Source organism: Kribbella sp. C-35, from assembly GCF_046549195.1.
GTDB lineage: Bacteria > Actinomycetota > Actinomycetes > Propionibacteriales > Kribbellaceae > Kribbella.
Window position 1 is genome coordinate 738,673 of record NZ_JAJPWG010000003.1, and the last position, 21,637, is coordinate 760,309.

A 21,637-nucleotide genomic window follows, 5' to 3' on the forward strand; every position below is an offset into this window, starting at 1 on the left:
GCTTCAGGGATACGCCCTCCGTCGTACGTGCTTGGCCGTCTGCGTTCCTATGGTGAAAGGCATGGACGAGGCGATCGTGATCGGGGCCGGGATCGGTGGGGTAGCAGCGGCTGCTGCGTTGGGGCGGGCCGGGTGGCGGGTTCGGGTGCTGGAGAGCGCGCCGGAGTTGGGGGAGGTCGGCGCCGGCCTTGTCGTGACCGTCAACGGACAACGGGCGGCCGAGGAGCTCGGCGCCGCGGAGCGGATCCGGCGGAGCGGGTACGGCGTACGGGCGGCCGGGACCCGGCGGTGGGACGGGAAATGGTTGCTCAAGGCACCTGACGGTGGTGACACCGGGATGATCGGGATCCACCGGCGGCGGCTGCACCAGGCGCTGGTCGAGGCGCAGGACGCCGAGCTGGTGACGGGTGCTCGGGTCATTGCGGTCGAACCGGGAGCGGTGGGTGGCGAGCGGGCCCGGGTGACGTGGGAGTCCGCGGACGGGACGCACAGTGCGCGGGCCGATCTGGTGGTCGGCGCGGACGGGATCCGCAGTACGACCAGGAACGCCTTGTTCTCCACAGGTTTGCGCTACAGCGGCTTCAGTTGCTGGCGTGCGGCGATACCGGACACCACGGTCGACGACCGGTTCGCGATGACGTGGGGGCCGAACGCCGAGTTCGGGGCGCTGCGGATCAGCGCCGACGAGGTCTATTGGTACGGGTACGTCGCGATGCCGAGCGGCCGGCCGATCGAGGACGAGGTACGGGCGGTCCGCGAGTACTTCGCCGCGTGGGCTCCCGACGTACGGGCGCTGACCGAGACGACGGACGAGGTGATCCGGCACGACGTGTGGGTGCTGGACCGGCCGCTGCCGCGGTACACGATCGGGCGGACCGTGCTGATCGGGGACGCGGCGCATCCGATGCTGCCGACGCTCGGGCAGGGCGCGAACTCGGCGCTCGAGGATGCGGTGACGCTCGGGCTGGTGGTCCCGGCTGGTGGCGAGTTGGCGGCCGGGTTGCGGGAGTACGAGTCGCAGCGGTATCGGCGTACGCAGAGGATCGTCAACCGATCGGCGTGGATGGGGCGTACGGGCGCAGAGGTCGGGGTGCACGGTCAGTGGTTGCGGAACGCGATGCTGCGGATCACTCCACCGCGGGCTGCGCTCAGGAACGGTACGCGGATCTTCGACTGGACTCCGCCCGGGTCATTTGGCGCGCAGGCGGTTGACCGCGGGTGACAGGACCGGGAGCGGGGTGGTCGGTGCGGGCAGGTCGTAGCCGACGTACAGGCGGGTGCGGATCGCTTCCAGGGGGAAGGTCTCGCGGTAGATCGCGAGTTTGACGGTCACGCCCTCCAAGGTTGCTCTGAGCAACATCTCCTCGACGGCCGGGTCGGCGGCGCCGCGGGCCGCGAACACGTCGCGGATCGCGTCCTCGACCAGCGACAACCGGTCGGACTTGGCCTGCTCGACGCGGGCGAACACGTCGTGGGTGGTCGGCTGCATCATCAGCGTGATCGCGAGCCGCTGGATCGGGAGCGTGGTCGCGGCCGCCATCAGCGCGCCGTCGATGATGCCGGCCAGACGTTCATCAGGTGTTCCCTGGATGGTCAGAATGCCGGCGATGCCGTCCAGCCAGCGGTCCAGGAGTTCGGCCGCCAGTTGCTCCTTGGTGGCGAAGTAGTACGAGACCAGGCCGCGGGAGACGCCCGCGGCGGTGGTGATGTCGGAGATCGACGCGGCCTCGTAGCCCTTGGCGGCGAAGGTCTCCAGCGCCGCGGCCAGGATGCGTTCGCGGGAGCGCTCCCGCAGTTCCTGGTTGACGGTCGCCGATCGCGGCACTGATTCCTCCCGGTCGAAGCCTGAAGCGCCGGGCAACCCCCATCCTCGTGCCCGGCGCCTCGGGCTGACCCCCCGTGGTTTCGGCCCCTCCCCAGGCGCCGTTTATAGACTGGACGTCCAGTCAACAAATGTCAAAGAGGTTGCCGTTTTCTGGACACGAGCGGTGACAGGTAGAATGACGGTGCTGCGCCCTGTGTCGAGTGGCACGTGAAACCAGCCGTAGCCACCGCCAGATCCCTATTGCTTGGAGCGCTTCCTCATGCCTGTCCGTAACGACCTGCGCAACGTCGCGATCGTGGCCCACGTCGACCACGGGAAGACCACCCTCGTCGACGCGATGCTGTGGCAGTCCGGCGCCTTCGGAGCCCATCAGCACGTGGATGAGCGGGCGATGGACTCCGGCGACCTGGAACGTGAGAAGGGCATCACGATCCTCGCCAAGAACACCGCCGTACGGCACAAGATGGCCAACGGCGAGCAGATGACGATCAACATCATCGACACCCCCGGTCACGCCGACTTCGGCGGCGAGGTCGAGCGCGGCCTGTCGATGGTGGACGCCATCGTGCTGCTGGTGGACGCCTCCGAGGGCCCGCTGCCGCAGACCCGGTTCGTGCTCCGCAAGGCGCTGGCGCGGCAGATGCCGGTGATCCTGGTGGTCAACAAGGTCGACCGACCGGACGCCCGGATCTCCGAGGTCGTCGACGAGACGTACGAGCTGTTCCTCGATCTGCTCGACCACGACGCCGACCAGTCCGCCCTGGACTTCCCGGTCGTCTACGCCTCGGCCCGGGCCGGCCGCGCCTCGCTGAACCAGCCCGCCGACGGCGGCATGCCGGACTCCGAGGACCTCGAGCCGCTGTTCGAGACGATCCTGAACAACGTGCCCGCCCCGGAGTACACCGAGGACGCGCCGCTGCAGGCGCACGTCACCAACCTGGACGCTTCGCCGTTCCTCGGCAGGCTCGCGCTGGTCCGCGTGCACGAAGGCACCCTGAAGAAGGGCTCGCAGGTCGCCTGGTGCCGCCACGACGGCTCGATCCAGAAGGTCAAGATCACCGAGCTGCTGGTCACCGAGGCGCTCGAGCGCGTCCCCGGTGACTCGGCCGGTCCGGGTGACATCGTCGCGATCGCGGGCATCCCGGAGATCATGATCGGCGACACCCTGACCGACCCGGAGAACCCCAAGCCGCTGCCGCTGATCACCGTGGACGAGCCGGCCATCTCGATGACGATCGGCACCAACACCTCGCCGCTGGCCGGTCGCACCAAGGGCACCAAGGTGACCGCGCGGCTGGTCAAGGACCGGCTCGACCGCGAACTGGTCGGCAACGTGTCGCTGAAGGTGCTCCCGACCGAGCGCCCGGACGCCTGGGAGGTGCAGGGCCGTGGTGAGCTGGCGCTGGCCATCCTGGTCGAGCAGATGCGCCGCGAGGGCTACGAGCTGACCGTCGGCAAGCCGCAGGTGGTCACCCGCGAGATCGACGGCAAGCGGCACGAGCCGGTCGAGCGGCTGACGATCGACTGCCCGGAGGAGTACCTCGGCACGGTCACCCAGCTGCTCGCGGTCCGGAAGGGCCGGATGGAACAGATGACCAACCACGGCACCGGCTGGGTCCGGATGGAGTTCCTGGTCCCGGCCCGCGGGCTGATCGGGTTCCGCACCGAGTTCCTCACCGACACCCGCGGTACCGGCATCGCGCACCACGTCTTCGAGGGGTACGAGCCCTGGTTCGGCGAGCTGCGCACGCGGCCGTCCGGTTCGCTCGTGTCCGACCGGGCCGGCGCGGCCACGTCGTACGCGATGATCAACCTGCAGGAGCGCGGCACCATGTTCGTGGAGCCGGCCACCGAGGTGTACGAGGGCATGATCGTCGGTGAGAACTCGCGCTCCGACGACATGGACGTCAACATCACCAAGGAAAAGAAGATGACGAACGTCCGCTCCAACGCGGACGAGTTCGAGAAGCTGGTGCCGGCCCGCAAGCTGTCGCTCGAGCAGTCGCTGGAGTTCTGCCGCGAAGACGAGTGCGTGGAGGTCACGCCGGACGCGATCCGGATGCGAAAGGTCGCCCTCACCCAGATCGAGCGGGCCAAGCTTGGCCGCAAGTCGAAGAGCTGATGGTCGACCGGGCGGCGGTAGACGGGCTCTTTCCGGCGGATCTCCCGGAGCCGGGGCACTGGGAAGAGCGGTATCCGGCGCGGGAGCTGCCGGAGGGGGCGAAGGTCACGCGGTTCGGGCCTTCGCCGACCGGGTTCGTGCACATCGGCGGGATCTACGCGGCGATGATCGACCGGGACGTCGCGACGGACTCCGGCGGCGTGTACCTGCTCCGCGTCGAGGACACGGACCAGGCGCGTGAGGTCGAGGGGGCGCTGGAGCAGTTCGACCGCGCCTTCGGCTACTTCCGGATCAGCTCCGACGAGCACCGGGGCCACGGTGCGTACGGGCCGTACCTGCAGTCCGAGCGCGAGCACATCTACCTGACCTACGTGCGGCACCTGCTCCGGCAGGGCAAGGCGTACCTGTGCTTCGCGACGAAGGACGAGCTCGCCGACATCACCTCCCGCCAGCAGGCGTCGAAGGTCCCGACCGGGTACTACGGCAAGTGGGCGATCTGGCGCGACGCCGACCCGTCCGCCGTCGCCGAGAAGCTCGCCGAGGGCACGCCGTACGTCGTGCGCTTCCGGGCGCCCGATGACGCCGACGGGCAGCGGACCAGCTTCGTCGACGCGATCCGCGGCCGGCTCGAGCACGAGGCGAATCGCAACGACGCGGTGATCCTGAAGTCCTCGGACCAGTCGCCGCGACTTCCGACGTACCACTTCGCGCACGCGGTCGACGACCACCTGATGCGGGTGAACCTGGTGATCCGTGCCGACGAGTGGATCTCGTCGGTGCCGCTGCATCAGCAGCTGTTCGCGGCGCTCGAGTTCGAGCCGATCACGTACGCGCACATCGCGCCGCTGATGAAGCAGATCCCGGGCGGGAAGCGCAAGCTGTCCAAGCGCAAGGATCCCGAGGCGGGCGTCGACTTCTACATCGGCGCGGGCTACCCGGCCGACGCGGTCCTGTACTACCTGCGTGGCCTGGCCAACGGGCGGCTCGCGGAGCTCCCGCTGGCCGAGGCGCTGGCGACGCCGATCGACCTGAGCCTGTGCGGGGTCGCCGGTCCGTTGGTCGACCTGGTGAAGCTCGAGGACATCAGCGCCGACCACATCGCGACGCTGAGCGGACAGCAGATCCTCGACGCGGTGCGCGCCTGGGCCGTGGAGTACGACGCTGAACTCGTTCCCGTGCTCGACAACGAGAAGGACCTGGCGCTGCGTGCGCTGGCGGTCGAGCGCGACGGCGTCGAGAACCCGCGCAAGGACCTGCGCAAGTGGTCGGATTTCCGGCCGGCGTACGGCTTCTTCTTCCCCGAGCTGTTCGTCCCGGTGGACGGACCGGGCGACGAGCGGCTGGTTCCGCTCGGTGTCGCGGCGGAGGTCGTCACCGCGTTCGCGGCGGATCTCGTGGCGAACTACGAGCATCTCGACGACCCGCAGGAGTGGTTCGACCAGATCCGTACTCTCGCCGGCAAGCACCGGTTCGCGCCGAACGCCAAGGAATACAAGAAGGATCCGGACGCGTACGTCGGCTCGATTCGCGAGGCCTCGCAGCTCGTCCGCGTCGCGATCACCGGCGCCACCCGGAGCCCCGATCTGCACGCGACCGCGCAGGCTCTCGGGGCCCCCGAGGTACTGCGTCGCCTGCGTGCGCTGACGTCCTAGGGCACGAACTGGAAACGGTGGCTGACGGAGCGTGCCCCGGGCTCCGTCGGTGTGATACACCATTTCTCGGCCAGCGGTGGGGCTGGCGGTGGGGGAAGAAAGTTTTGATTCGTTACCAACCAGACGTGAAGTAGCGACGTCTGTCTTGTGGAAGCACTCTTTGGGGGAAGGACAAGGGAAACATGGGCATTCTGCGTAAGTTCGGCGCTACCCTGACGGCCGCCGCGTTCGTGGGCGTCGGCGCTCTGTCGGCGACCACTTCGGCCGAGGCCGCGCCTCAGGTTGCGGCGTCGGCGCAGAATTCGACGACGGCGCCGGCTCCGGTCGGTTCGCCGCCGAAGGCCGCAACGGCGAAGCCGAAGGCGACCTCGACCAGCAAGCAGATCGCGAAGTACCGCATCGACCGCCGCTGCATGACCAAGGGTCGCGTGCTGTGCATCAACAAGAAGACCCGCAAGCTGGTGTACATGGTGAACGGCAAGCCGGTCCAGGTGATGGACGTCCGGTTCGGTTCCAGCCGGACCCCGACGCGTAACGGCGTCTTCCGCGTCTACCGCAAGTCGAAGAACCACGTGTCGTCGCTGTACCACACCAAGATGCCGTACGCGATGTTCTTCAGCGGCGGCCAGGCGGTGCACTACTCCTCGGACTTCAAGGCCCGCGGTTACAACGGCGCCTCGCACGGCTGCGCGAACATCCGCGACAAGAAGAAGATCGCCTGGGTCTTCGCCCGGGTGAAGGTCGGCGACAGGGTCGTCGTCTACAGCAAGTGAGCTGACGTTCGTGAAGCGGCCGGGGAGCTATTCCCCGGCCGCTGTCGCGTTCCGGAACGCCTTGTACAACCGTGGTTCCACCAGGCAGAAGGTGGCCGCGGCAACGCTGGTCGCCGTACGGCGCAACGTCTGTACGGCGATGTCCGCAGCGGACTGTGCGGGCCACCCGTAGATGCCCGCCGAGACCGCAGGCAGCGTCATTGTCTGTACGCCGAGCTCGTCCGCGATCCGCAACGCGTTGCGGTAGCAGGACTCGAGCAGCGCCGGGTCCCGTTGCCCGGCGGTGTAGTTCGGGCCGACCACGTGGATCACGTACGTCGCCGGTAGTGCGCCGGCCGTGGTCCACACCGCCGTACCGGTGGGAGTGCCGTTCGGGTACCGCTCGATGAGCTCCGCGAGGATCTCCGGGCCACCCGCCCGGTGGATCGCCCCGTCGACGCCGCCACCGCCGCGCAAAGCGTGATGAGCGGCGTTCACGATCGCGTCCGCAGGCACCGTGGTGATGTCCGCCGTGCTGAGTGCGATCTCGATGGTGTTCTCCTTCAGCAGGTCGGGATCCAGTCGAGGAGGGCGGCGGCGATTGCGGCGGCCGAGTCCTCGGGCAGGAAATGCAGTCCGGGGACGGTGACCTCCCGCTGGTTCGGCCAGCGCCGGCACAGCTCGCGCAGCGGTCCGGTGAGGAGCGCCCCTGGATCTCCGTTGATGAACAGCTTCGGTACCCGCGACTCGGCCATCCATGCCGCGTTGGCCGCGACGATGTCGTGCACGTCCGCCGGAGTCCCGTCGATCGGTATCTCACGCGCCCAGGTCAGCATCGGCCGCCGGCGCTCCCCGGGCTCGGCGAACGGAGCCCGGTACGCCGTGAACTCGGCATCGTCCAGCCTGCGCATCGTGCCGCTCGGGAGAACGAGCTCGATGAAGACATTCTCCTCCAGCACGAGCCGCTCACCCTCCGGGCTGCGGAGCCGCCGGAAGAGCTCAGGTGCTGGCGCGTTCGGACTGTCCCAGGTGACCGGAGCGACGAGCGTCTCCAGGTAGGCGATCCCGCGGACCGCATCGGGATGCCGGCGGGCCCAGTCCGTCGCCAGGACCCCACCCCAGTCGTGACCGACGAGGATCACGTCGCTGGTCAGCTCGAGTGCCTCGAAGAACTTGTCGACGTACCGCCTGTGGTCGACGAAGCGGTAGCTGCTCGCCGTACCCGATCCGCCCATCCCGGCGAGGTCCGGTGCGATGCAGCGGGCGACCGCCGAGACCGGGTCGAGGACGTCACGCCACAGGTACGACGACGTCGGATTGCCGTGCAGGAACACGACCGGCGGGCCGCTGCCAGCCTCGCGATAGGCGATCCGGGTGCCTGCCTCGACTGATCGTTGAACGATCGGCATCCAGGTTTCCTCCGGTACGCTGAGCCAACCAGATGGCCGGTGAGGACGTCCTACAAGTGTAGGGACGAGGTCTATCCAGAGGGGTCTCGATGCGCGGGCTGTTGATTCGCAAGGTGCTGAGCGGGCTGGTTGCCGGGGGCGCGATTGCTGCACTCCTGAGTACCGGAACGAGCGCGACCGCGGCCCCGCAGGACCTGAAGACGGTGCCGTTCGAGGTGAGCGGGGAGCTGCCGATCTACCCGAAGGCGCTGTGGAAGAACGGCTCCAGCGGGACGAACGTTCGCAAGGTCGAGGCGCGGCTGGTGCAGCTGAAGCTGCTCGAGAAGCGCTACCTGGACAACGAGTTCGGGACCATGACCCGGTCCGCGGTGAAGAAGTTCCAGAAGTCGAAGGGCATTCCCCAGCTCGGGTACATCGACCAGAACACCTGGGACCAGTTGGTGAAGGTCACTCACGAGCCGACCCAGACCGAGCTGTTCCCGCCGGTGCCGGTGGTGAACGGCAAGAAGCTCGACGCGCGTTGCGCGACCGGTGTGGCGCTGTGCATCGACAAGTCCACCCGCAAGCTGCGGTACGTCGTCGACGGTGTGGTGAAGATGCAGATGGACGTCCGGTTCGGCGCGGTGAAGACCGCGACCCGGGAAGGCAGCTTCACGGTCGGCTGGAAGAGCCGGAACCACGTCTCGAAGCTCTACGACTCGAAGATGCCGTACGCGATGTTCTTCAGCGGCGGCCAGGCGGTGCACTACTCCTCGGACTTCGCGGCCCGCGGCTACAACGGCGCATCCCACGGCTGCGTGAACGTCCGCGACCTGGCCAAGATCAAGGTTCTCTTCGACCAGATCCACGTCGGCGACAAGGTGATTGTCTACCGCTCGTAGTTACAGCGGGCGGGGACCTCTGCGGCGGCGGATGGCGCCCCAGCCGCCGCGGCCGCGGCCGGTGGCGGCGCGGAGGGCGGGCCGGGCGTCCACGAGGTACACGGCGGAGGCGACGATGCCGATCAGGCCGAAGAAGCTCAGCCAGCCCTGGAACACCTGACTCAGCGTGAACACGACCAGGATCAGCACCCAGCCGGGCTTGGTGAGCTTGTCGGCGGCGATGAACACCGCCCGTGGCCGGAAGACCGCGTCGGCGAGTGCGACCAGCTTGATCGCAAGCAGCACCCACCAGATGACCGACAGCGGATCGTCGAACCCGGGGATCAGGCTCCGGAAGGTGATCATGCTACGAGCCTAACCGACAGACCGGGCGGCCCACCTCTGCTCAGTCGCAGCTGTGGACCGCCCGGTCCCAGGATTCACCCTGAGATGGGTGAATTGTCACCGTCTGTGGTGGCCGGGGAAAGCTCAGTCGCCGATCTTGTCGGCGGCGGACTCGGCAGCCTTGGTGGCGGCCTTCGCGGTCTTGCGGGCGCTGGTCGCGGTCGCCTTGACGTTGCGGGTCGCGGCCGTGGCGGTCTTCTTCGCGGTGGTGCGGGTGGCCTTGGCCTTGCTCACCGTGGTCTTGGCGGTGCTGACCAGGTCCTCGGTGGCCTGCTGGTGGCGGATCCGCTCGACCAGGTCCTTGCCGCGGCCGGCCAGGTCCTCGTAGGTCTCCTCGGCCTGACCGAGGACGGTGGTGAAACCGGCCTGCGCGGTCTTCGGCAGCTCACGCAGCTTGGCCGGGGCGGTGCGCGCGTCGGCGACGATCGCCTCGAAGCGCTTGGCCAGCTCGGCCTGCGCCTTGGTCAGCTCCTTGCTGAGCTCGGTCTGCAGGTTCTTCTGGTCGAGCTTCGCGAACCGCGCGGTCACGTCCTCGCCGACGGCGCGGACCTTCTCGACCGCGAGGTCGCCGGCGCCGGCGATCGCGTAGAACGGGGTTACAGGCGTACGGGTAGCCATCAGGCTTCTCCTCGGGGTGTTTTTCAGCAGATTCAGTCGGTGCTGCGTTTGCGAGCCGTGGGTTTCTTCGCTGGGGGCTCTTCAGGGCTGTTCTCGCGGACGAACGACGTGTAGACGTCCAGCAGGACGCGCTTCTGGCGCTCGGTCAGTGCGGGGTCGAGCAGGACGGCGTCGACCACGCCAGTGCCCTGCCGGCCGCCATCGGCCTCGTCGTCCGGATCGAGAATGCCGGCCCGTACGTACAGGGTCTCCGCGGAGATCCGCAGCGCCTTCGCGAGCTGCTGCAGTACGTCGGCCGACGGCTTCCGTAGACCGCGCTCGATCTGGCTGAGGTACGGGTTCGACACTCCGGCCAGGTCGGACAACTGCCGCAACGACAGCTGCGCGTGCCGCCGCTGCTCGGCGAGGTACTCCCCGACGGAGCCCACCGCCCCAGCTGCCCGATCACTCAACTTGGCCATACCCCCAGTGTGCTAGCAAGCTGCTTGCAATTGCAAGCACCAACCCCGTGAGCCGCCTCACTCGCGGGCCGGCCTACTGGATCAGGACTCCCGGTGGACCTTGTGCTGGGCGGCCTGGGCGCGGGGGCGGACCGTGATGCGGTCGATGTTGACGTGCGCCGGGCGGGTGGCGATCCAGGCGACGATGTCGGCGACGTCCTCGGACGTGAGGGGTTCGCGGACACCGGCGTACACGGCGTCGGCCTTGGACTGGTCGCCGTTGAAGCGGGTCAGGGCGAAGCCTTCGCTCTGGACCATGCCCGGGGCGATCTCGCTGACCCGGACCGGCTGGTCGTACAGCTCCAGGCGGAGCGTGTCGACGACGGCCTTCGCGCCGTGCTTCGCGGCGACGTACCCGCCGCCGCCCTCGTACGCGACCTGGCCGGCCGTCGACCCCATCACGATGATCGTGCCGCGCCCGGCGATCAGTGCCGGAAGCAACGACTTGGTGACCGCGGCGACCGCGATCACGTTCACCTCGTACATCCGCCGCCAGGCGTCCAGGTCGGCGTCGGCCACCGGCTCCAGACCGAACGCCCCGCCGGCGTTGTTCACCAGCACCTGCAGTTCGTCCCCGACCGCCGCGGTCAGTGCGGCGACGTCCTCGGCGGACGTGACGTCGCACTGCACCGCGCGGCCGTCGATCTCCTTGGCCAGCGCCTCGATCCGGTCCAGCCGCCGCGCGGCGCAGATCACCTCGAACCCCTCACGGGCGAGGTACCGCGCCGACGCGGCCCCGATCCCACTGCTAGCACCCGTCACCACGGCCAGAGGACGATCGCTCGAAGTCATACCCCAAGTTTCTCAAAGCCCTCGGCGCGCTCGGCCGGCCGTCTCACGTCCGCCCGCCGAGCGGCCGCGACCACCCCGAAGAGCGCAGCCAGGCTCACCGCCAGGAACCCGCCCAGCAGACCAAGCGTCTGTACGTCGGGATGGATCAGCGCCTGCCCACGGAACGCCTGGACGGTCACCGTGATCATCACGCCCGTGTACCCGAAGGCCGCGACGCCGACCAGGCGGTGGCGGACGCGCTCCGGCCGCAGCCACTCGACGCGCGCGGCGAGGAGGCTCAGCGCGAGGACCGTCAGCAGCAGGAAGTGGATCGCGTGCAGTCCGACGAAGTGCGGGATCCGCAGGTCGCCGCCGACGGTGCTCCAGTTGGTCAACGGCATCCCCGGACCGCCCGCCTCGACACCGATGCCGTGGCTGCCGCCCAACGTGACCGGATGACCGTACGCGTCCGTGACCTCTTGCCGCGCGCCGTTCGAACCGACCAGGTAGAACGCAAGCGCCATCCCCGCGACGGCCAGCCCGAGCCCGACCCGGATCGCCCGGTTCAGCGGTGCGTCGCCGACGCGCTGGAACAGCAGCATGACCGCGATCACCAGACTCGCCCCGAACAGCCCGAGTACGCCGGACATGAACACCTGCTGCCCGACCTGGTTGAACGTGTCGGTGTTGGCGTTGAAGTGGCTGAACGTCCCGCGCGCGGCCTGTACGGCGATGAACCCGACGTCGACGATCCCGGTGATCGCGAACACGGTCCCGGTCCACCAGCCGAAGCGTTTCGCCTTACGCAGCTTGGAAAGCAGCCACGCGAGCGTCGCGCCGTACAGGACGAACGACAGGCCGAACTTGAACGGCTTGAGCCACACGGACTCGTTGAGGATCTCCCGGCCGTCGACCGCGAGCCCGATGCCGGCGGTCAGGACGAGACCGGCCATCACGAGCACCATCACCATCAGCGGCCGATGCCAGGACCTGACTTCTTCGAGGACTGTACGCATGTCCTCAATGCTTTCGGCGCAGAGCCCGTGAAGCAGTGGTGCGAGTCTGCCAACCGGGGTGGTGGTAGACCCACCCTGAGAGAGACTGCGATCCATGATCGCGCTGCGGGCGGACCGGATCTTCGACGGCGAACGGCTCCTCGACGAGAACGTCGTACTGCTCGACGACGGCAAGGTCGTCGCTACCACTCGCGAGGTTCCGCCGGAGGTGCCGGTGCGTGAGTTGCCCGGTACGACGATCCTCCCGGGCCTGATCGACGCGCACGTCCACCTCACCGCCGACGCCGGACCGGGCGCACTGGACCGCCTCGGCACTCTGCGCATCGCCGCTGAGACCGCCGGCCTCGCCGCGACCGGGCGCGCCCTCGCAGTGACCGTCGAACAGTCGCTGCGACTGCACCTCGCGGCCGGCGTCACGACGGTCCGTGACCTCGGTGACCCGTTCGACGCCGTCCTGCGTTGGCGCAAGCAGGCACCGGACGGCCTGCCGACGGTCGTCGCATCCGGTACGCCGCTCACAAGCACGGGCGGCCACTGCTGGTCACTCGGTGGTGAGGTCACCGGCGTCGACGAGATCCGGTCCGCCGTGCGTGCCCGAGCCGAGAACGGCGCGGACATCATCAAGATCATGACGAGTGGCGGCGTCCTGACGCCCGGCACTGACACGATGAGCCCGCAGTTCACCATCGAGGAACTCACTGCCGCGGTCGACGAGGCCCACGCGCACGGTCTCCCGATCACTGCCCACGCCCACGCGCTCTCCGCCGTACGGCAGGCGATCGAGGCCGGGGTCGACGGGATCGAGCACTGCACCTGCCTCACTCCCGACGGTGTCGCCATCGACGACGAGCTGCTGGCCGGGCTCGCCGGAATCGCGGTGTGCGGAACGCTCGGCTCGGACCGTTCGATCGTCGTCCCACCGCAGATCCTCGAGTTGGTCGCCAAGGCCGGCATCAGCGAGGCCGCGCTCCAGCAAGCGGTACGTCGGCTGTACGACGGCGGCGTCCGGATCGTCGCCGGGTCGGACGGCGGAATCGGCCCCGCGAAGCCGCACGGGCTGCTGCCCGCCACCCTCGCCGAGTATGTGGAGGCGGGGATCCCGGCCACAGCAGCGCTCGTCGCGGGCACTTCGTCGGCCGCGGACGCGCTCCGCGTCGACAAGGGCCGCATCCGTCCCGGTGCGGATGCGGACCTCCTCGTCGTACCGGGCGATCCGACCCGCGATATCACCACGCTGACCACCCCGACCGCCGTCTACCTCGCCGGGCAGGACGTCACGCCTGGCCGCGGATAGGGAGAAGTCCCGATTCCCGGCCGAGGCCCCGGAGTTACCCTGACCGGGTGATCGAATCTCCCCTCCGGCGGGTCGCGATGATCAGCCTGCACACGTCACCGCTCGACCAGCCGGGGACCGGGGACGCCGGCGGGATGAACGTGTACGTCGTGGAGCTGTCCAAGCAGCTGGCCGGCCTGGGGATCGAAGTCGACGTCTTCACCCGGGCGACCGCGTCGGTGCTGCCGGCCCGGGTCGAGCTGATGCCCGGCGTGATGGTCCGCAACGTCGCCGCCGGCCCGTACGAGGGCCTGACGAAGAACGAGCTCCCGGCCCAGTTGTGCACGTTCGCCCGCGCCGTCCTGCGCGCCGAGGCGATCCACGAGCCCGGCTGGTACGACGTGATCCACTCGCACTACTGGTTGTCCGGACAGGTCGGCCTGCTCGCCCGCGATCGTTGGGCGGTCCCACTGGTCCACACCATGCACACGATGGCCAAGGTGAAGAACGCCAGCCTCGCGGACGACGACGTACCCGAGCCGCCCGCGCGGCTGATCGGTGAGGAGCAGGTCGTCGAGGCTGCGGATCGCTTGCTGGCCAACACCGATGACGAGGCCCGCGAACTGATCGACCTGTACGGCGCCCAGCCGGCGAAGGTCGGCGTGGTCAATCCTGGTGTGGATCTGGAGCTGTTCAGCCCGGGCTCGCGGGAGGCCGCGCGACAGGTGGTGGGGTTGCCGCCCGATGCCGTCGTACTGGCGTTCGTCGGCCGGATCCAGCCGCTGAAGGCGCCCGATCTGCTGATCCGGGCGGCGGCGCGGATGCTCGAGCGGGACCCGTCGCTGCGGTCGCGGCTGGTGGTCGCGATCATCGGCGGGCCGTCGGGCAACGGGATGGAGCACCCGGAGTCGCACGCCGAGCTGGCGCGGGCGCTCGGGATCTCCGATGTGACGAGATTTGTGAAGCCGATGGAGCGGGCGCGGCTGGCCGACTGGTACCGCGCGGCGTCCGTCGTGTGTGTTCCGTCGTACTCGGAGTCCTTCGGGCTGGTCGCGCTCGAGGCGCAGGCGTGCGGTACGCCGGTGGTCGCGGCGGCCGTCGGCGGCCTGAGTACGGCGGTGCTGGACGGGCGGACCGGGTTCCTGGTCCGCGGGCACGCCGTGGACGACTTCGCCGACGCGCTGGCGCGGATCGCGACGGATCCGGCCGTCCGCGAGAGCATGAGCCACGCGGCGGTCGAGCACGCCCGGGGATTCGGCTGGGAGCTGACCGCACGGAAAACGCTGGCGGCGTACCGGACCGCCGCGGAGACGATGGCGACGGAAATCGCCGCGGAGGTAGCCGGGTGAGAGTTTCTGCGGCGGACGTGATCCGCCAGGTGCTGACCGAGAACGAGCTCGAGTTCACCGAGAGTGAACCGGGTGTCTTCAGCGCGGACTTGCCGGGGGAGCGGAAGCTGAAGACCACGGTGTCGCTGACGGTCGGCGCGCAAGCGGTCCAGGTGCACGCGTTCGTCGCGCGGCACCCGGACGAGAACCACGCGGCCGTGTACCGGTGGTTGCTGGAGCGGAACCTGAAGATGTACGGCGTCGCGTTCGCCGTCGACCACCTGGGTGACATCCACCTGGACGGGCGGGTCCCGCTGCACGCGATCACCCCTGGTGAGGTCGACCGGTTGCTCGGGGCGGTGCTGGAGTACGCCGACTCGTCGTTCAACACGATCCTCGAACTCGGGTTCGCGTCGTCGATCCGGCGCGAGTACGAATGGCGAGTGTTGCGCGGCGAATCCACTCGAAACCTGGACGCGTTCAAAGGCTGGCTGGAGCCTCGATAGCATGCGGGTATGACCTATCGCCTGATCCTGCTCCGCCACGGCCACAGCGACTGGAACGCCAAGAACCTCTTCACCGGCTGGGTCGACGTCGACCTGAACGCCCAGGGCGTCGAGGAGGCGCATCGTGGCGGGCAGCTGCTGCTCGAGCGGGAGCTGCTCCCCGACGTACTGCACACCTCGGTGCTGCGCCGCGCGATCCGGACCGCGAACATCGCGCTCGAGGAAGCCGGACGCCAGTGGATCGACGTACGGCGCTCCTGGCGGCTGAACGAGCGGCACTACGGCGGCCTGCAGGGCAAGGACAAGAAGCAGACCCTGGAGGAGCTCGGCGAGGAGCAGTTCATGCTGTTCCGCCGCTCGTACGACACCCCGCCGCCGGCGATCGAGCGCGGCTCGGAGTACGACCAGGCCGGCGACCCGCGGTACGCCGCCCTGCCGCCGGAGCTGCTGCCCGCGACCGAGTGTCTGAAGGACGTCGTCGAGCGGATGCTCCCGTACTGGTACGACGCGATCGTGCCGGACCTGCGCGCCGGCAAGACCGTCCTGGTGACCGCCCACGGCAACTCACTCCGCGCCCTGGTGAAACACCTCGACAACCTCGACGAACAGACCATCGTCGGCCTCAACATCCCCACCGGCATCCCGCTCTATTACGAACTCGACGACGACTTCAAGCCGGTAACCCCCGGCGGCGAATACCTGGACCCCCAGGCCGCGAAGGACGCCATAGAAGCCGTCAAAAACCAGGGCCGCTAAGCCCTTCCCGGTGCGGGAGCCGGCGTTGCGGTGGGGTTGAACAGGTTATTTGCTGTTCAACCCCACGGTTTCCTCGGTGGACGTTCGTTGCGTGGCTGTTAGGCCGGTGACGGTGGGTCTTCGAGGTTCAGGGTGCGGAGGTGGGCTAGGTGCGCCTGGAGTTCGGGGCGTTGGGCGACGATCTCGGGGCTGCCCTCCAGGAGGGCTAGTTCGGTTCTGCGGAGCTTTCTCATGTGCTGTTCCACCGCGTCCAGGTGCGCGAGCAGCTCAGGTCCGCTCATGCCTGACACGTCGACGTTGATCAGCTGGGCGGTCACGGATTCGTCCACGCGCAGGAAGCTACCGGAACGGTAGGACACCTGCGGCCACTGGATCAGGCGTTCACAGGTGCGCTTGGGGTGGGGGATGATCTCCAGATGAAGTTTCTTCTCACGTCGGCGGGCATCAGCAACCGGAGCATCTCGGACGCTCTGGTGGGGCTGCTGGGCAAGCCGATCGGCGAGTCGACCGCCCTGTTCGTTCCGACCGGGATCTACCCGTTCCCGGGCGGTGCCGGGTCGGCGTGGAAGGCGATCACCGGACGTGCGGCGAGCCCGTTGTGTGAGCTCGGCTGGAAGTCCCTCGGCGTACTGGAGCTCACCGCGCTGCCGACCATCCAGAAGAAGAGCTGGCTGCCCGCGGTGCAGGAGGTTGACGCGCTGCTCGTCTGGGGTGGTGACGTGCTGTACCTGACGCACTGGATGCGGGAGTCGGGTCTGGCTGACGTGCTGCCGACGCTCGACCGGACCGTCTACGTGGGCGTGAGCGCCGGCAGCATCGCCGTGACGCCGTACAACTGTGACGCCGAGTTCGACCAGGAGTTCGTGCCCGAGGGCAGCGACATGGGAGAGGGCGCCGAGCGGGCCCTCGGGCTCGTGGACTTCACGCTGTACCCGCACCTCAACGACGCGAACATGCCGGACACCGCCGAGGCCAACATCGAGAAGTGGGCGGCAGGGATCCCGGTGCCGACGTACGCGATCGACGACGACACGGCTATCTCCGTGGTCGACGGCGCCGTCGAGGTGATCTCCGAGGGTAGCTGGAAGCTCTTCAACGGCTGAACAAAAAAATAGCCCTCGGCAACCAGATGGTTGCCGAGGGCTACGAAGGACTCAGTTGCCGTTGGGGTTGGGGGTGGAGGCGCCGGCGCCGGAGCCGGCGGCGGTGCCGCCGATGGCGACCGGGAGTTCGCCGGTGACGAGGTAGACGACGCGGCGGGCCATGGCGACCGCGTGGTCGGAGATGCGCTCGTAGTAGCGGCTGAGGAGGGCCATGTCGACGGCGACCTCGACGCCGTGCGGCCAGTCCTCGTCCATCATCAGGCGGAACTGGTTGGAGCGCAGCTTGTCCATCTCGTCGTCGCTGGCCTCGAGCCGGCCCGCGGCCTCGACGTCGCGGGACGCGATCACGTCGCCGGCGGCGTCGACCATCTTGCCGGCCACGGATCCCATCGACTCGATGACGTCGTGCAGTTCGGCCGGGATCGCGGGTGCCGGGTACCGCATCCGGGCGATCTTCGACACGTGCGCGGCCAGGTCGCCCATCCGCTCCAGGTCGGCGACCATCCGCAGCGCGGCGACCAGCATCCGCAGCTCGTTGGCGACCGGCGACTGCCGCGCCATCAGCTCGAAGACCTTCTCCTCGACACCCTCACCGGCGGCGTCGAGCTGGATGTCGGCCGCGATGACCTCTTCGGCCTTGCGGATGTCCGCCTCCAGCAGGGCCGACGTCGACCGGCGTACGGCGGTGGACACCGTCCGCGTCATCCGCTCCAGCTCGGCGAGGATGTCGTCGAGCTGCTCGTGGTACGTGTCACGCATGGTGTTCGAATCCGATCTGTGGTGTCCGGTGCCGCGGCGCGGCACCACCCCGGTACCCGCCCACCGGTGACCGTATGCCGTCGAGGTTGCCGGACGGCGACGAGTGGTGAACGACCGATGAACAGTTAGGTCGTGTCCCGGTCATCCGGTGATCATTCGGTCTTTCCCTGCTGGTTGCCCGCGTAGCATCGTTGCCGTGGACCCCACGCTGGCTGCGGTGCTGGGCGGCGTCATCGGCGCGGCCCTGGCCCTGCTTTCGCTCGGTGCGATGATGCTTTCCGAGCGGGCCCAGCGCAAGATCCCGGAGAGCCCCGACCCGATCGTCCCGAGCGGCGTCGCCACGGTTCTTTCCGTACTGCGTTCCTCGGCGGTCGTGATGGGACCCGAGGACCAGGTGCTCCAGGCCAGCGCCCCGGCGCACGTGCTCGGCATCGTCCGCGGTGAGCGGCTCGTGGTCGACGACATCCTGACCATGGTCCGCCAGGTCCGCCGCGACGGCGAGATCCGCCAGCAGGACCTGGAGATTGTCCGGGGCCGGCTGGGCGCCACGCAGTACGTCAGTGCCCGGGTGGCCCCGCTGGGCAGCCAACTCGTGTTGGTGCTGGTCGAGGACCGCACCCGGGAGCGCCGCCTGGACGCGATCCGGCGGGACTTCACCGTCAACATCAGCCACGAGCTGAAGACCCCGGTCGGCGCGCTGATCCTGCTGGCCGACGCGGTCTCGGAGGCCTCCGACGACCCCGAGGCGGTGCAGCGGTTCTCGGACCGGATGCGGATCGAGGCGTCCCGCCTCAGCCAGCTGGTCAAGGAGATCATCGAGCTGTCCCGGCTGCAGGGCGACGACCCGCTGGAGAATCCCGGCCCGGTCGACATCAACGGGGTCATCGAGACCGCGGTGGACCGCTGCCGGATCGACGCCGAGGACCGGGACATCAAGATCGTGGTGAAGACCGAGCCCGAGCTCGAGGTGCTGGGCAGCGAGGACCAGTTGGCGATGGCGATCGGCAACCTGGTCGAGAACGCCATCAACTACAGCCCGGACGGCACCCGGGTCGCGGTCGCCGCGCACCCGATCGGGGACCTGGTCGAGGTCACCGTGTCCGACCAGGGCGTGGGTATCCCGAGCAGCGACCTGGAGCGCGTCTTCGAGCGCTTCTACCGGGTCGACCGGGCCCGCAGCCGGGAGACCGGCGGCACCGGTCTCGGCCTCTCGATCGTCAAGCACATCGCCTCGATCCACGGCGGCGACGTGCGGGTCTGGAGCGTCGAGGGCCAAGGTTCCACCTTCACCGTGAGACTCCCGTTGCGGCTCGAACCCGCACCGGGCCAGACCGACTCCGCCAGCCAGGAGGAGGCGGCCGTAAACCTGACGCCTACCCCGTCAGGTCAGATCGCAAAGGAGACAGCTTCGTGACCCGAGTGCTGGTCGTCGAAGACGAAGAGAGCTACAGCGACGCGCTGTCGTACGTGCTGCGCAAGGAAGGGTTCGAGGTCGCCGTCGCGGAGACCGGGCCGGACGCGCTGGACGAGTACGACCGCGCCGGTGCGGACATCGTCCTGCTCGACCTGATGCTGCCGGGTCTGTCCGGCACGGAGGTCTGCCGGGCGCTCCGCAGCCGGGGCAACGTCCCGGTGATCATCGTGAGCGCCAAGGACACCGAGGTCGACAAGGTCGTCGGGCTCGAGCTCGGCGCGGACGACTACGTGACCAAGCCGTACAGCCCGCGGGAGCTGCTGGCCCGGGTCCGCGCCGTACTGCGTCGCGGTCAGGACGTCGAGCTGCTTCCGGACACCCTCGAGGCCGGCCCGGTCCGGATGGACGTCGAGCGGCACGTGGTGACGGTGTCCGGGACCGAGATCCGGCTGCCGCTGAAGGAGTTCGAGCTGCTCGAGATGCTGCTGCGGAACACCGGCCGGGTGCTCACCCGCGGTCAGCTGATCGACCGGATCTGGGGCGCCGACTACGTGGGCGATACCAAGACCCTGGACGTGCACGTGAAGCGGCTGCGGTCCAAGCTCGAGAAGGACCCGTCGAACCCCGCCCATCTGGTCACGGTGCGTGGTCTGGGCTACAAGTTCGAGTCCTGAGTCACACCCCCACGGGTCGCGACGGCCTGTGGGGTTAGCTTAGGCTCTCCTTAGTTGAGGCAATTGGTCTAAGGAGAGTTCACCATGTCCTGGTCCCGTACGCGGGTCGTCGGTGCGGTTACCGCCGTACTGCTCGCCACGACCACGCTGGCCGCCTGCGGCAGTGACGGCGACAAGCAGGCCGAGAGTTCGGCCGGTACGGCGTCGTCCGGGTTCCCGGTCACGCTGAAGAACACGTTCGGCGACACCACGATCACCAAGAAGCCGGAGCGGATCGTCACGCTCGGCTGGAACGCCCAGGACGTGGTCTACGCGCTCGGCGAGACCCCGGTCGGGATGCCGAAGGTCACCTACGGGCCGACCGCCGACGGCACCACCGCGTGGGACGCCGGCAAGTTCGACAAGTCGAAGACGACGTTGCTGGACACCGGCGACAAGTACCCGTTCGAGAAGATCGCGGCGCTGAAGCCGGACGTCATCCTGGCTCCGTACGAGGGCTTCGACGAGGCGACGTACAAGACCCTGAGCGGGATCGCGCCGACCGTCGCGTACCCGGGGGCGCCGTGGCAGACCACCTGGCAGGACCAGACCCTGCTGGTCGGCGAGGCGCTCGGCAAGAAGGCCGACGCGGAGAAGCTGATCACGGGGATCCAGGACAAGATCAAGCAGGTCGCGGCCGAGCACCCGGAGTTCAAGGACAAGACCATCACGGTCGGCTCGTTCGGCGCCGAGAACTACATCTACATGCCGGGTGACCCGCGGGTGCAGATCCTGAACGAGATGGGCTTCAAGAACGCGCCGGGGGTGGAGGCGCTGGAGAAGACCAACACCAAGAAGGAGTTCTCGCTGACGATCAGCAAGGAGAAGGTCGCGGACGTCGACGCCGATGTGCTGATCGCGTACGTCGACGGGATCGGGACGCAGAAGTTCCTGGCCGACCCGGTCTACTCGTCGCTGAAGGCGGTCAAGAGCGGCGGCGCGTACGCGCTGCAGGACCAGCAGGTGATCTCCGGCATGAGCGCGGTGAGCGTGCTGAGCCTGCCGTGGGTCCTCGACAAGGTGCTCCCGGGCCTCTCGAAGGCAGCCTCGGCGAGCAAGAACTAAGAGCTGGTACGGCGAGCCGCGGCCACTGGCTCGCCGTACCAAGCAGAACGGGCCGTCCCGCGCCGGGGCGGCCCGTTCTGTCGTTCAGAGGATTACTCGCCTGCCGCCGGGGACGGCGTGTAGTGGTCCTCGGTGAGGACCGGGACGTAGGCGGAGACCGGCGCCGCGGTGCCGAAGGTGATGGTCACGTTGACCATCTGGCCGGGCTTCGCGCCGGTCACGATGATCGCCGGACCGGCCTCCTCGGCGCCCGGGGTCGGGGCCGTCGGGGTCTCGGTCGGGGCTGCCGTCGGTGTGGTGCTCGGGGTGGTCTCGGCGGCTGGGGCCTCGGTGCCGGTGCCCGGCAGCACGACCGCGGTGTGCGGCTCCAGCTCCAGCGGCTCGGTCAGCCCGGTGAACTTGACCTCGCCCGGCTGGTCGCCGCCGGCCTGGCCGTCCGCCGTCCCGGGCGCGGCCTGCGCGATGCTGACCAGGGTCTCCGGGGCGTCGCCGTCGTTGACGATCACGCTGTGCAGTTCACCCTTGCCGTCGGCATCGGCCAGCACCAGCATGTTGCGGACCTTGAGCTGGCCGGACTCGATGTTGGTGCCCTCGGCGGCCTGGTACGGCTGCAGGGTCGGCGCGGAGAAGCTCGCGCTGCACGCCGCCAGCGCGATACTGAGAGTGGCGGCGGCACCCGCCAGCGCGGTACGCCGGGCGAACCGCGAGGACAACGTGATCGGCACTGGAATCCCTCTCGTGCAAGCTTTTCGACCTGTCGCGGCACCGGTGTGCGGCAACGGCTGGCCGA

24 protein-coding genes are annotated in these 21,637 nt (G+C 68.7%); 13 read left to right on the top strand and 11 right to left on the bottom strand.

Translation table 11 applies throughout. From position 1 onward, the window contains the following. The first annotated feature begins 61 nt into the window (after positions 1 to 61). Positions 62 to 1,222 carry an FAD-dependent oxidoreductase gene (locus ACLJOO_RS23470; protein WP_410789432.1) on the top strand — a complete coding sequence of 387 codons (1,161 nt, stop codon included), beginning with the start codon at positions 62 to 64 and terminating at the stop codon, positions 1,220 to 1,222. Here ACLJOO_RS23470 and ACLJOO_RS23475 read toward each other — a convergent pair. After that, the gene (locus tag ACLJOO_RS23475; protein WP_410789433.1) at positions 1,190 to 1,825 is read right to left on the bottom strand and encodes a TetR/AcrR family transcriptional regulator; all 636 of its coding nucleotides are present in this window, start codon (positions 1,823 to 1,825) and stop codon (positions 1,190 to 1,192) included. The genes ACLJOO_RS23470 and ACLJOO_RS23475 overlap by 33 nt on opposite strands. 259 nt (positions 1,826 to 2,084) lie before the next feature. On the opposite strand from ACLJOO_RS23475, the gene typA reads away from it, so the two are divergent. The 3 genes from typA to ACLJOO_RS23490 all read left to right on the top strand — a co-directional run bounded on the left by typA (position 2,085) and on the right by ACLJOO_RS23490 (position 6,372). After that, complete coding sequence (gene typA / locus ACLJOO_RS23480; protein WP_410789434.1) at positions 2,085 to 3,947, top strand: translational GTPase TypA; 1,863 nt, start codon at positions 2,085 to 2,087, stop codon at positions 3,945 to 3,947. Then, complete coding sequence (locus ACLJOO_RS23485) at positions 3,947 to 5,599, top strand: glutamate--tRNA ligase (RefSeq protein ID WP_410789435.1); 1,653 nt, start codon at positions 3,947 to 3,949, stop codon at positions 5,597 to 5,599. The genes typA and ACLJOO_RS23485 overlap by 1 nt, the downstream gene beginning before the upstream one ends. A gap of 182 nt (positions 5,600 to 5,781) precedes the next feature. Beyond that, positions 5,782 to 6,372, top strand: a complete 591-nt coding sequence (locus ACLJOO_RS23490; protein WP_410789437.1) for a L,D-transpeptidase — start codon at positions 5,782 to 5,784, stop codon at positions 6,370 to 6,372. Between the two features lie 27 nt (positions 6,373 to 6,399). Here the strand turns inward: ACLJOO_RS23490 and ACLJOO_RS23495 are convergent, their stop codons facing one another. Beyond that, the gene (locus ACLJOO_RS23495) at positions 6,400 to 6,849 is read right to left on the bottom strand and encodes a macro domain-containing protein (RefSeq protein WP_410789438.1); all 450 of its coding nucleotides are present in this window, start codon (positions 6,847 to 6,849) and stop codon (positions 6,400 to 6,402) included. 65 nt (positions 6,850 to 6,914) lie between these two features. Next, positions 6,915 to 7,760, bottom strand: a complete 846-nt coding sequence (locus ACLJOO_RS23500) for a haloalkane dehalogenase (RefSeq protein WP_410789439.1) — start codon at positions 7,758 to 7,760, stop codon at positions 6,915 to 6,917. Between the two features lie 89 nt (positions 7,761 to 7,849). On the opposite strand from ACLJOO_RS23500, the gene ACLJOO_RS23505 reads away from it, so the two are divergent. Continuing rightward, positions 7,850 to 8,641: a L,D-transpeptidase family protein gene (locus tag ACLJOO_RS23505; protein WP_410789440.1), complete on the top strand. Its 792-nt coding sequence runs from the start codon at positions 7,850 to 7,852 to the stop codon at positions 8,639 to 8,641. Here ACLJOO_RS23505 and ACLJOO_RS23510 read toward each other — a convergent pair whose 3' ends face one another. The 5 genes from ACLJOO_RS23510 to ACLJOO_RS23530 form a co-directional block, all read right to left on the bottom strand. Then, positions 8,642 to 8,986, bottom strand: coding sequence for a DUF2516 family protein (locus ACLJOO_RS23510; RefSeq protein WP_131460606.1), 345 nt, complete (start codon positions 8,984 to 8,986; stop codon positions 8,642 to 8,644). Between the two features lie 123 nt (positions 8,987 to 9,109). Continuing rightward, complete coding sequence (locus ACLJOO_RS23515) at positions 9,110 to 9,643, bottom strand: hypothetical protein (RefSeq protein ID WP_410789441.1); 534 nt, start codon at positions 9,641 to 9,643, stop codon at positions 9,110 to 9,112. A gap of 32 nt (positions 9,644 to 9,675) precedes the next feature. Continuing rightward, entirely contained in the window at positions 9,676 to 10,104 is a 429-nt protein-coding gene (locus ACLJOO_RS23520) for a helix-turn-helix domain-containing protein (RefSeq protein WP_410789442.1), read from the bottom strand. Positions 10,105 to 10,185: 81 nt separating this feature from the next. Then, the gene (locus ACLJOO_RS23525) at positions 10,186 to 10,935 is read right to left on the bottom strand and encodes an SDR family NAD(P)-dependent oxidoreductase (RefSeq protein ID WP_410789444.1); all 750 of its coding nucleotides are present in this window, start codon (positions 10,933 to 10,935) and stop codon (positions 10,186 to 10,188) included. Continuing rightward, positions 10,932 to 11,930 carry a hypothetical protein gene (locus ACLJOO_RS23530; protein WP_410789445.1) on the bottom strand — a complete coding sequence of 333 codons (999 nt, stop codon included), beginning with the start codon at positions 11,928 to 11,930 and terminating at the stop codon, positions 10,932 to 10,934. Before ACLJOO_RS23530 ends, ACLJOO_RS23525 begins: the two co-directional genes overlap by 4 nt. Positions 11,931 to 12,024: 94 nt before the next feature. Here ACLJOO_RS23530 and ACLJOO_RS23535 point away from each other — a divergent pair, with 94 nt between their 5' ends. From ACLJOO_RS23535 to ACLJOO_RS23550, 4 genes are all read left to right on the top strand, one after another. Next, on the top strand, positions 12,025 to 13,224 hold the full coding sequence (locus ACLJOO_RS23535) for an amidohydrolase family protein (protein WP_410789446.1): 1,200 nt from the start codon (positions 12,025 to 12,027) through the stop codon (positions 13,222 to 13,224). A 77-nt stretch (positions 13,225 to 13,301) separates the two neighbouring features. Next, the gene (gene mshA / locus ACLJOO_RS23540; RefSeq protein ID WP_410789957.1) at positions 13,302 to 14,552 is read left to right on the top strand and encodes a D-inositol-3-phosphate glycosyltransferase; all 1,251 of its coding nucleotides are present in this window, start codon (positions 13,302 to 13,304) and stop codon (positions 14,550 to 14,552) included. Further along, positions 14,549 to 15,037 (top strand): YbjN domain-containing protein, encoded by a 489-nt coding sequence (locus ACLJOO_RS23545; RefSeq protein ID WP_410789447.1) that lies wholly within the window; start codon positions 14,549 to 14,551, stop codon positions 15,035 to 15,037. Before mshA ends, ACLJOO_RS23545 begins: the two co-directional genes overlap by 4 nt. Positions 15,038 to 15,046: 9 nt before the next feature. Further along, positions 15,047 to 15,793, top strand: coding sequence for a phosphoglyceromutase (locus ACLJOO_RS23550; RefSeq protein WP_410789448.1), 747 nt, complete (start codon positions 15,047 to 15,049; stop codon positions 15,791 to 15,793). Positions 15,794 to 15,891: 98 nt separating this feature from the next. Here the strand turns inward: ACLJOO_RS23550 and ACLJOO_RS23555 are convergent, their stop codons facing one another. Beyond that, positions 15,892 to 16,122 (bottom strand): hypothetical protein, encoded by a 231-nt coding sequence (locus tag ACLJOO_RS23555; protein WP_410789449.1) that lies wholly within the window; start codon positions 16,120 to 16,122, stop codon positions 15,892 to 15,894. A gap of 87 nt (positions 16,123 to 16,209) precedes the next feature. On the opposite strand from ACLJOO_RS23555, the gene ACLJOO_RS23560 reads away from it, so the two are divergent. Next, positions 16,210 to 16,896, top strand: coding sequence for a Type 1 glutamine amidotransferase-like domain-containing protein (locus ACLJOO_RS23560; RefSeq protein WP_410789450.1), 687 nt, complete (start codon positions 16,210 to 16,212; stop codon positions 16,894 to 16,896). Positions 16,897 to 16,947: 51 nt separating this feature from the next. Here ACLJOO_RS23560 and phoU read toward each other — a convergent pair whose 3' ends face one another. Next, complete coding sequence (gene phoU, locus ACLJOO_RS23565; RefSeq protein ID WP_410789451.1) at positions 16,948 to 17,655, bottom strand: phosphate signaling complex protein PhoU; 708 nt, start codon at positions 17,653 to 17,655, stop codon at positions 16,948 to 16,950. A 196-nt stretch (positions 17,656 to 17,851) separates the two neighbouring features. Between phoU and ACLJOO_RS23570 the strand changes: the two genes are divergently transcribed. From ACLJOO_RS23570 to ACLJOO_RS23580, 3 genes are all read left to right on the top strand, one after another. After that, positions 17,852 to 19,069, top strand: a complete 1,218-nt coding sequence (locus ACLJOO_RS23570) for a sensor histidine kinase (RefSeq protein ID WP_410789452.1) — start codon at positions 17,852 to 17,854, stop codon at positions 19,067 to 19,069. Beyond that, a complete protein-coding gene (locus tag ACLJOO_RS23575) occupies positions 19,066 to 19,743 on the top strand; it encodes a response regulator transcription factor (protein ID WP_130383318.1) in 678 nt (225 codons plus the stop codon). Before ACLJOO_RS23570 ends, ACLJOO_RS23575 begins: the two co-directional genes overlap by 4 nt. An 84-nt stretch (positions 19,744 to 19,827) precedes the next feature. Then, entirely contained in the window at positions 19,828 to 20,847 is a 1,020-nt protein-coding gene (locus ACLJOO_RS23580) for an iron-siderophore ABC transporter substrate-binding protein (RefSeq protein WP_410789453.1), read from the top strand. 92 nt (positions 20,848 to 20,939) lie between these two features. On the opposite strand, the gene ACLJOO_RS23585 is transcribed toward ACLJOO_RS23580, so the two are convergent. Further along, a complete protein-coding gene (locus tag ACLJOO_RS23585) occupies positions 20,940 to 21,572 on the bottom strand; it encodes a hypothetical protein (RefSeq protein WP_410789454.1) in 633 nt (210 codons plus the stop codon). Positions 21,573 to 21,637: the final 65 nt, after the last annotated feature.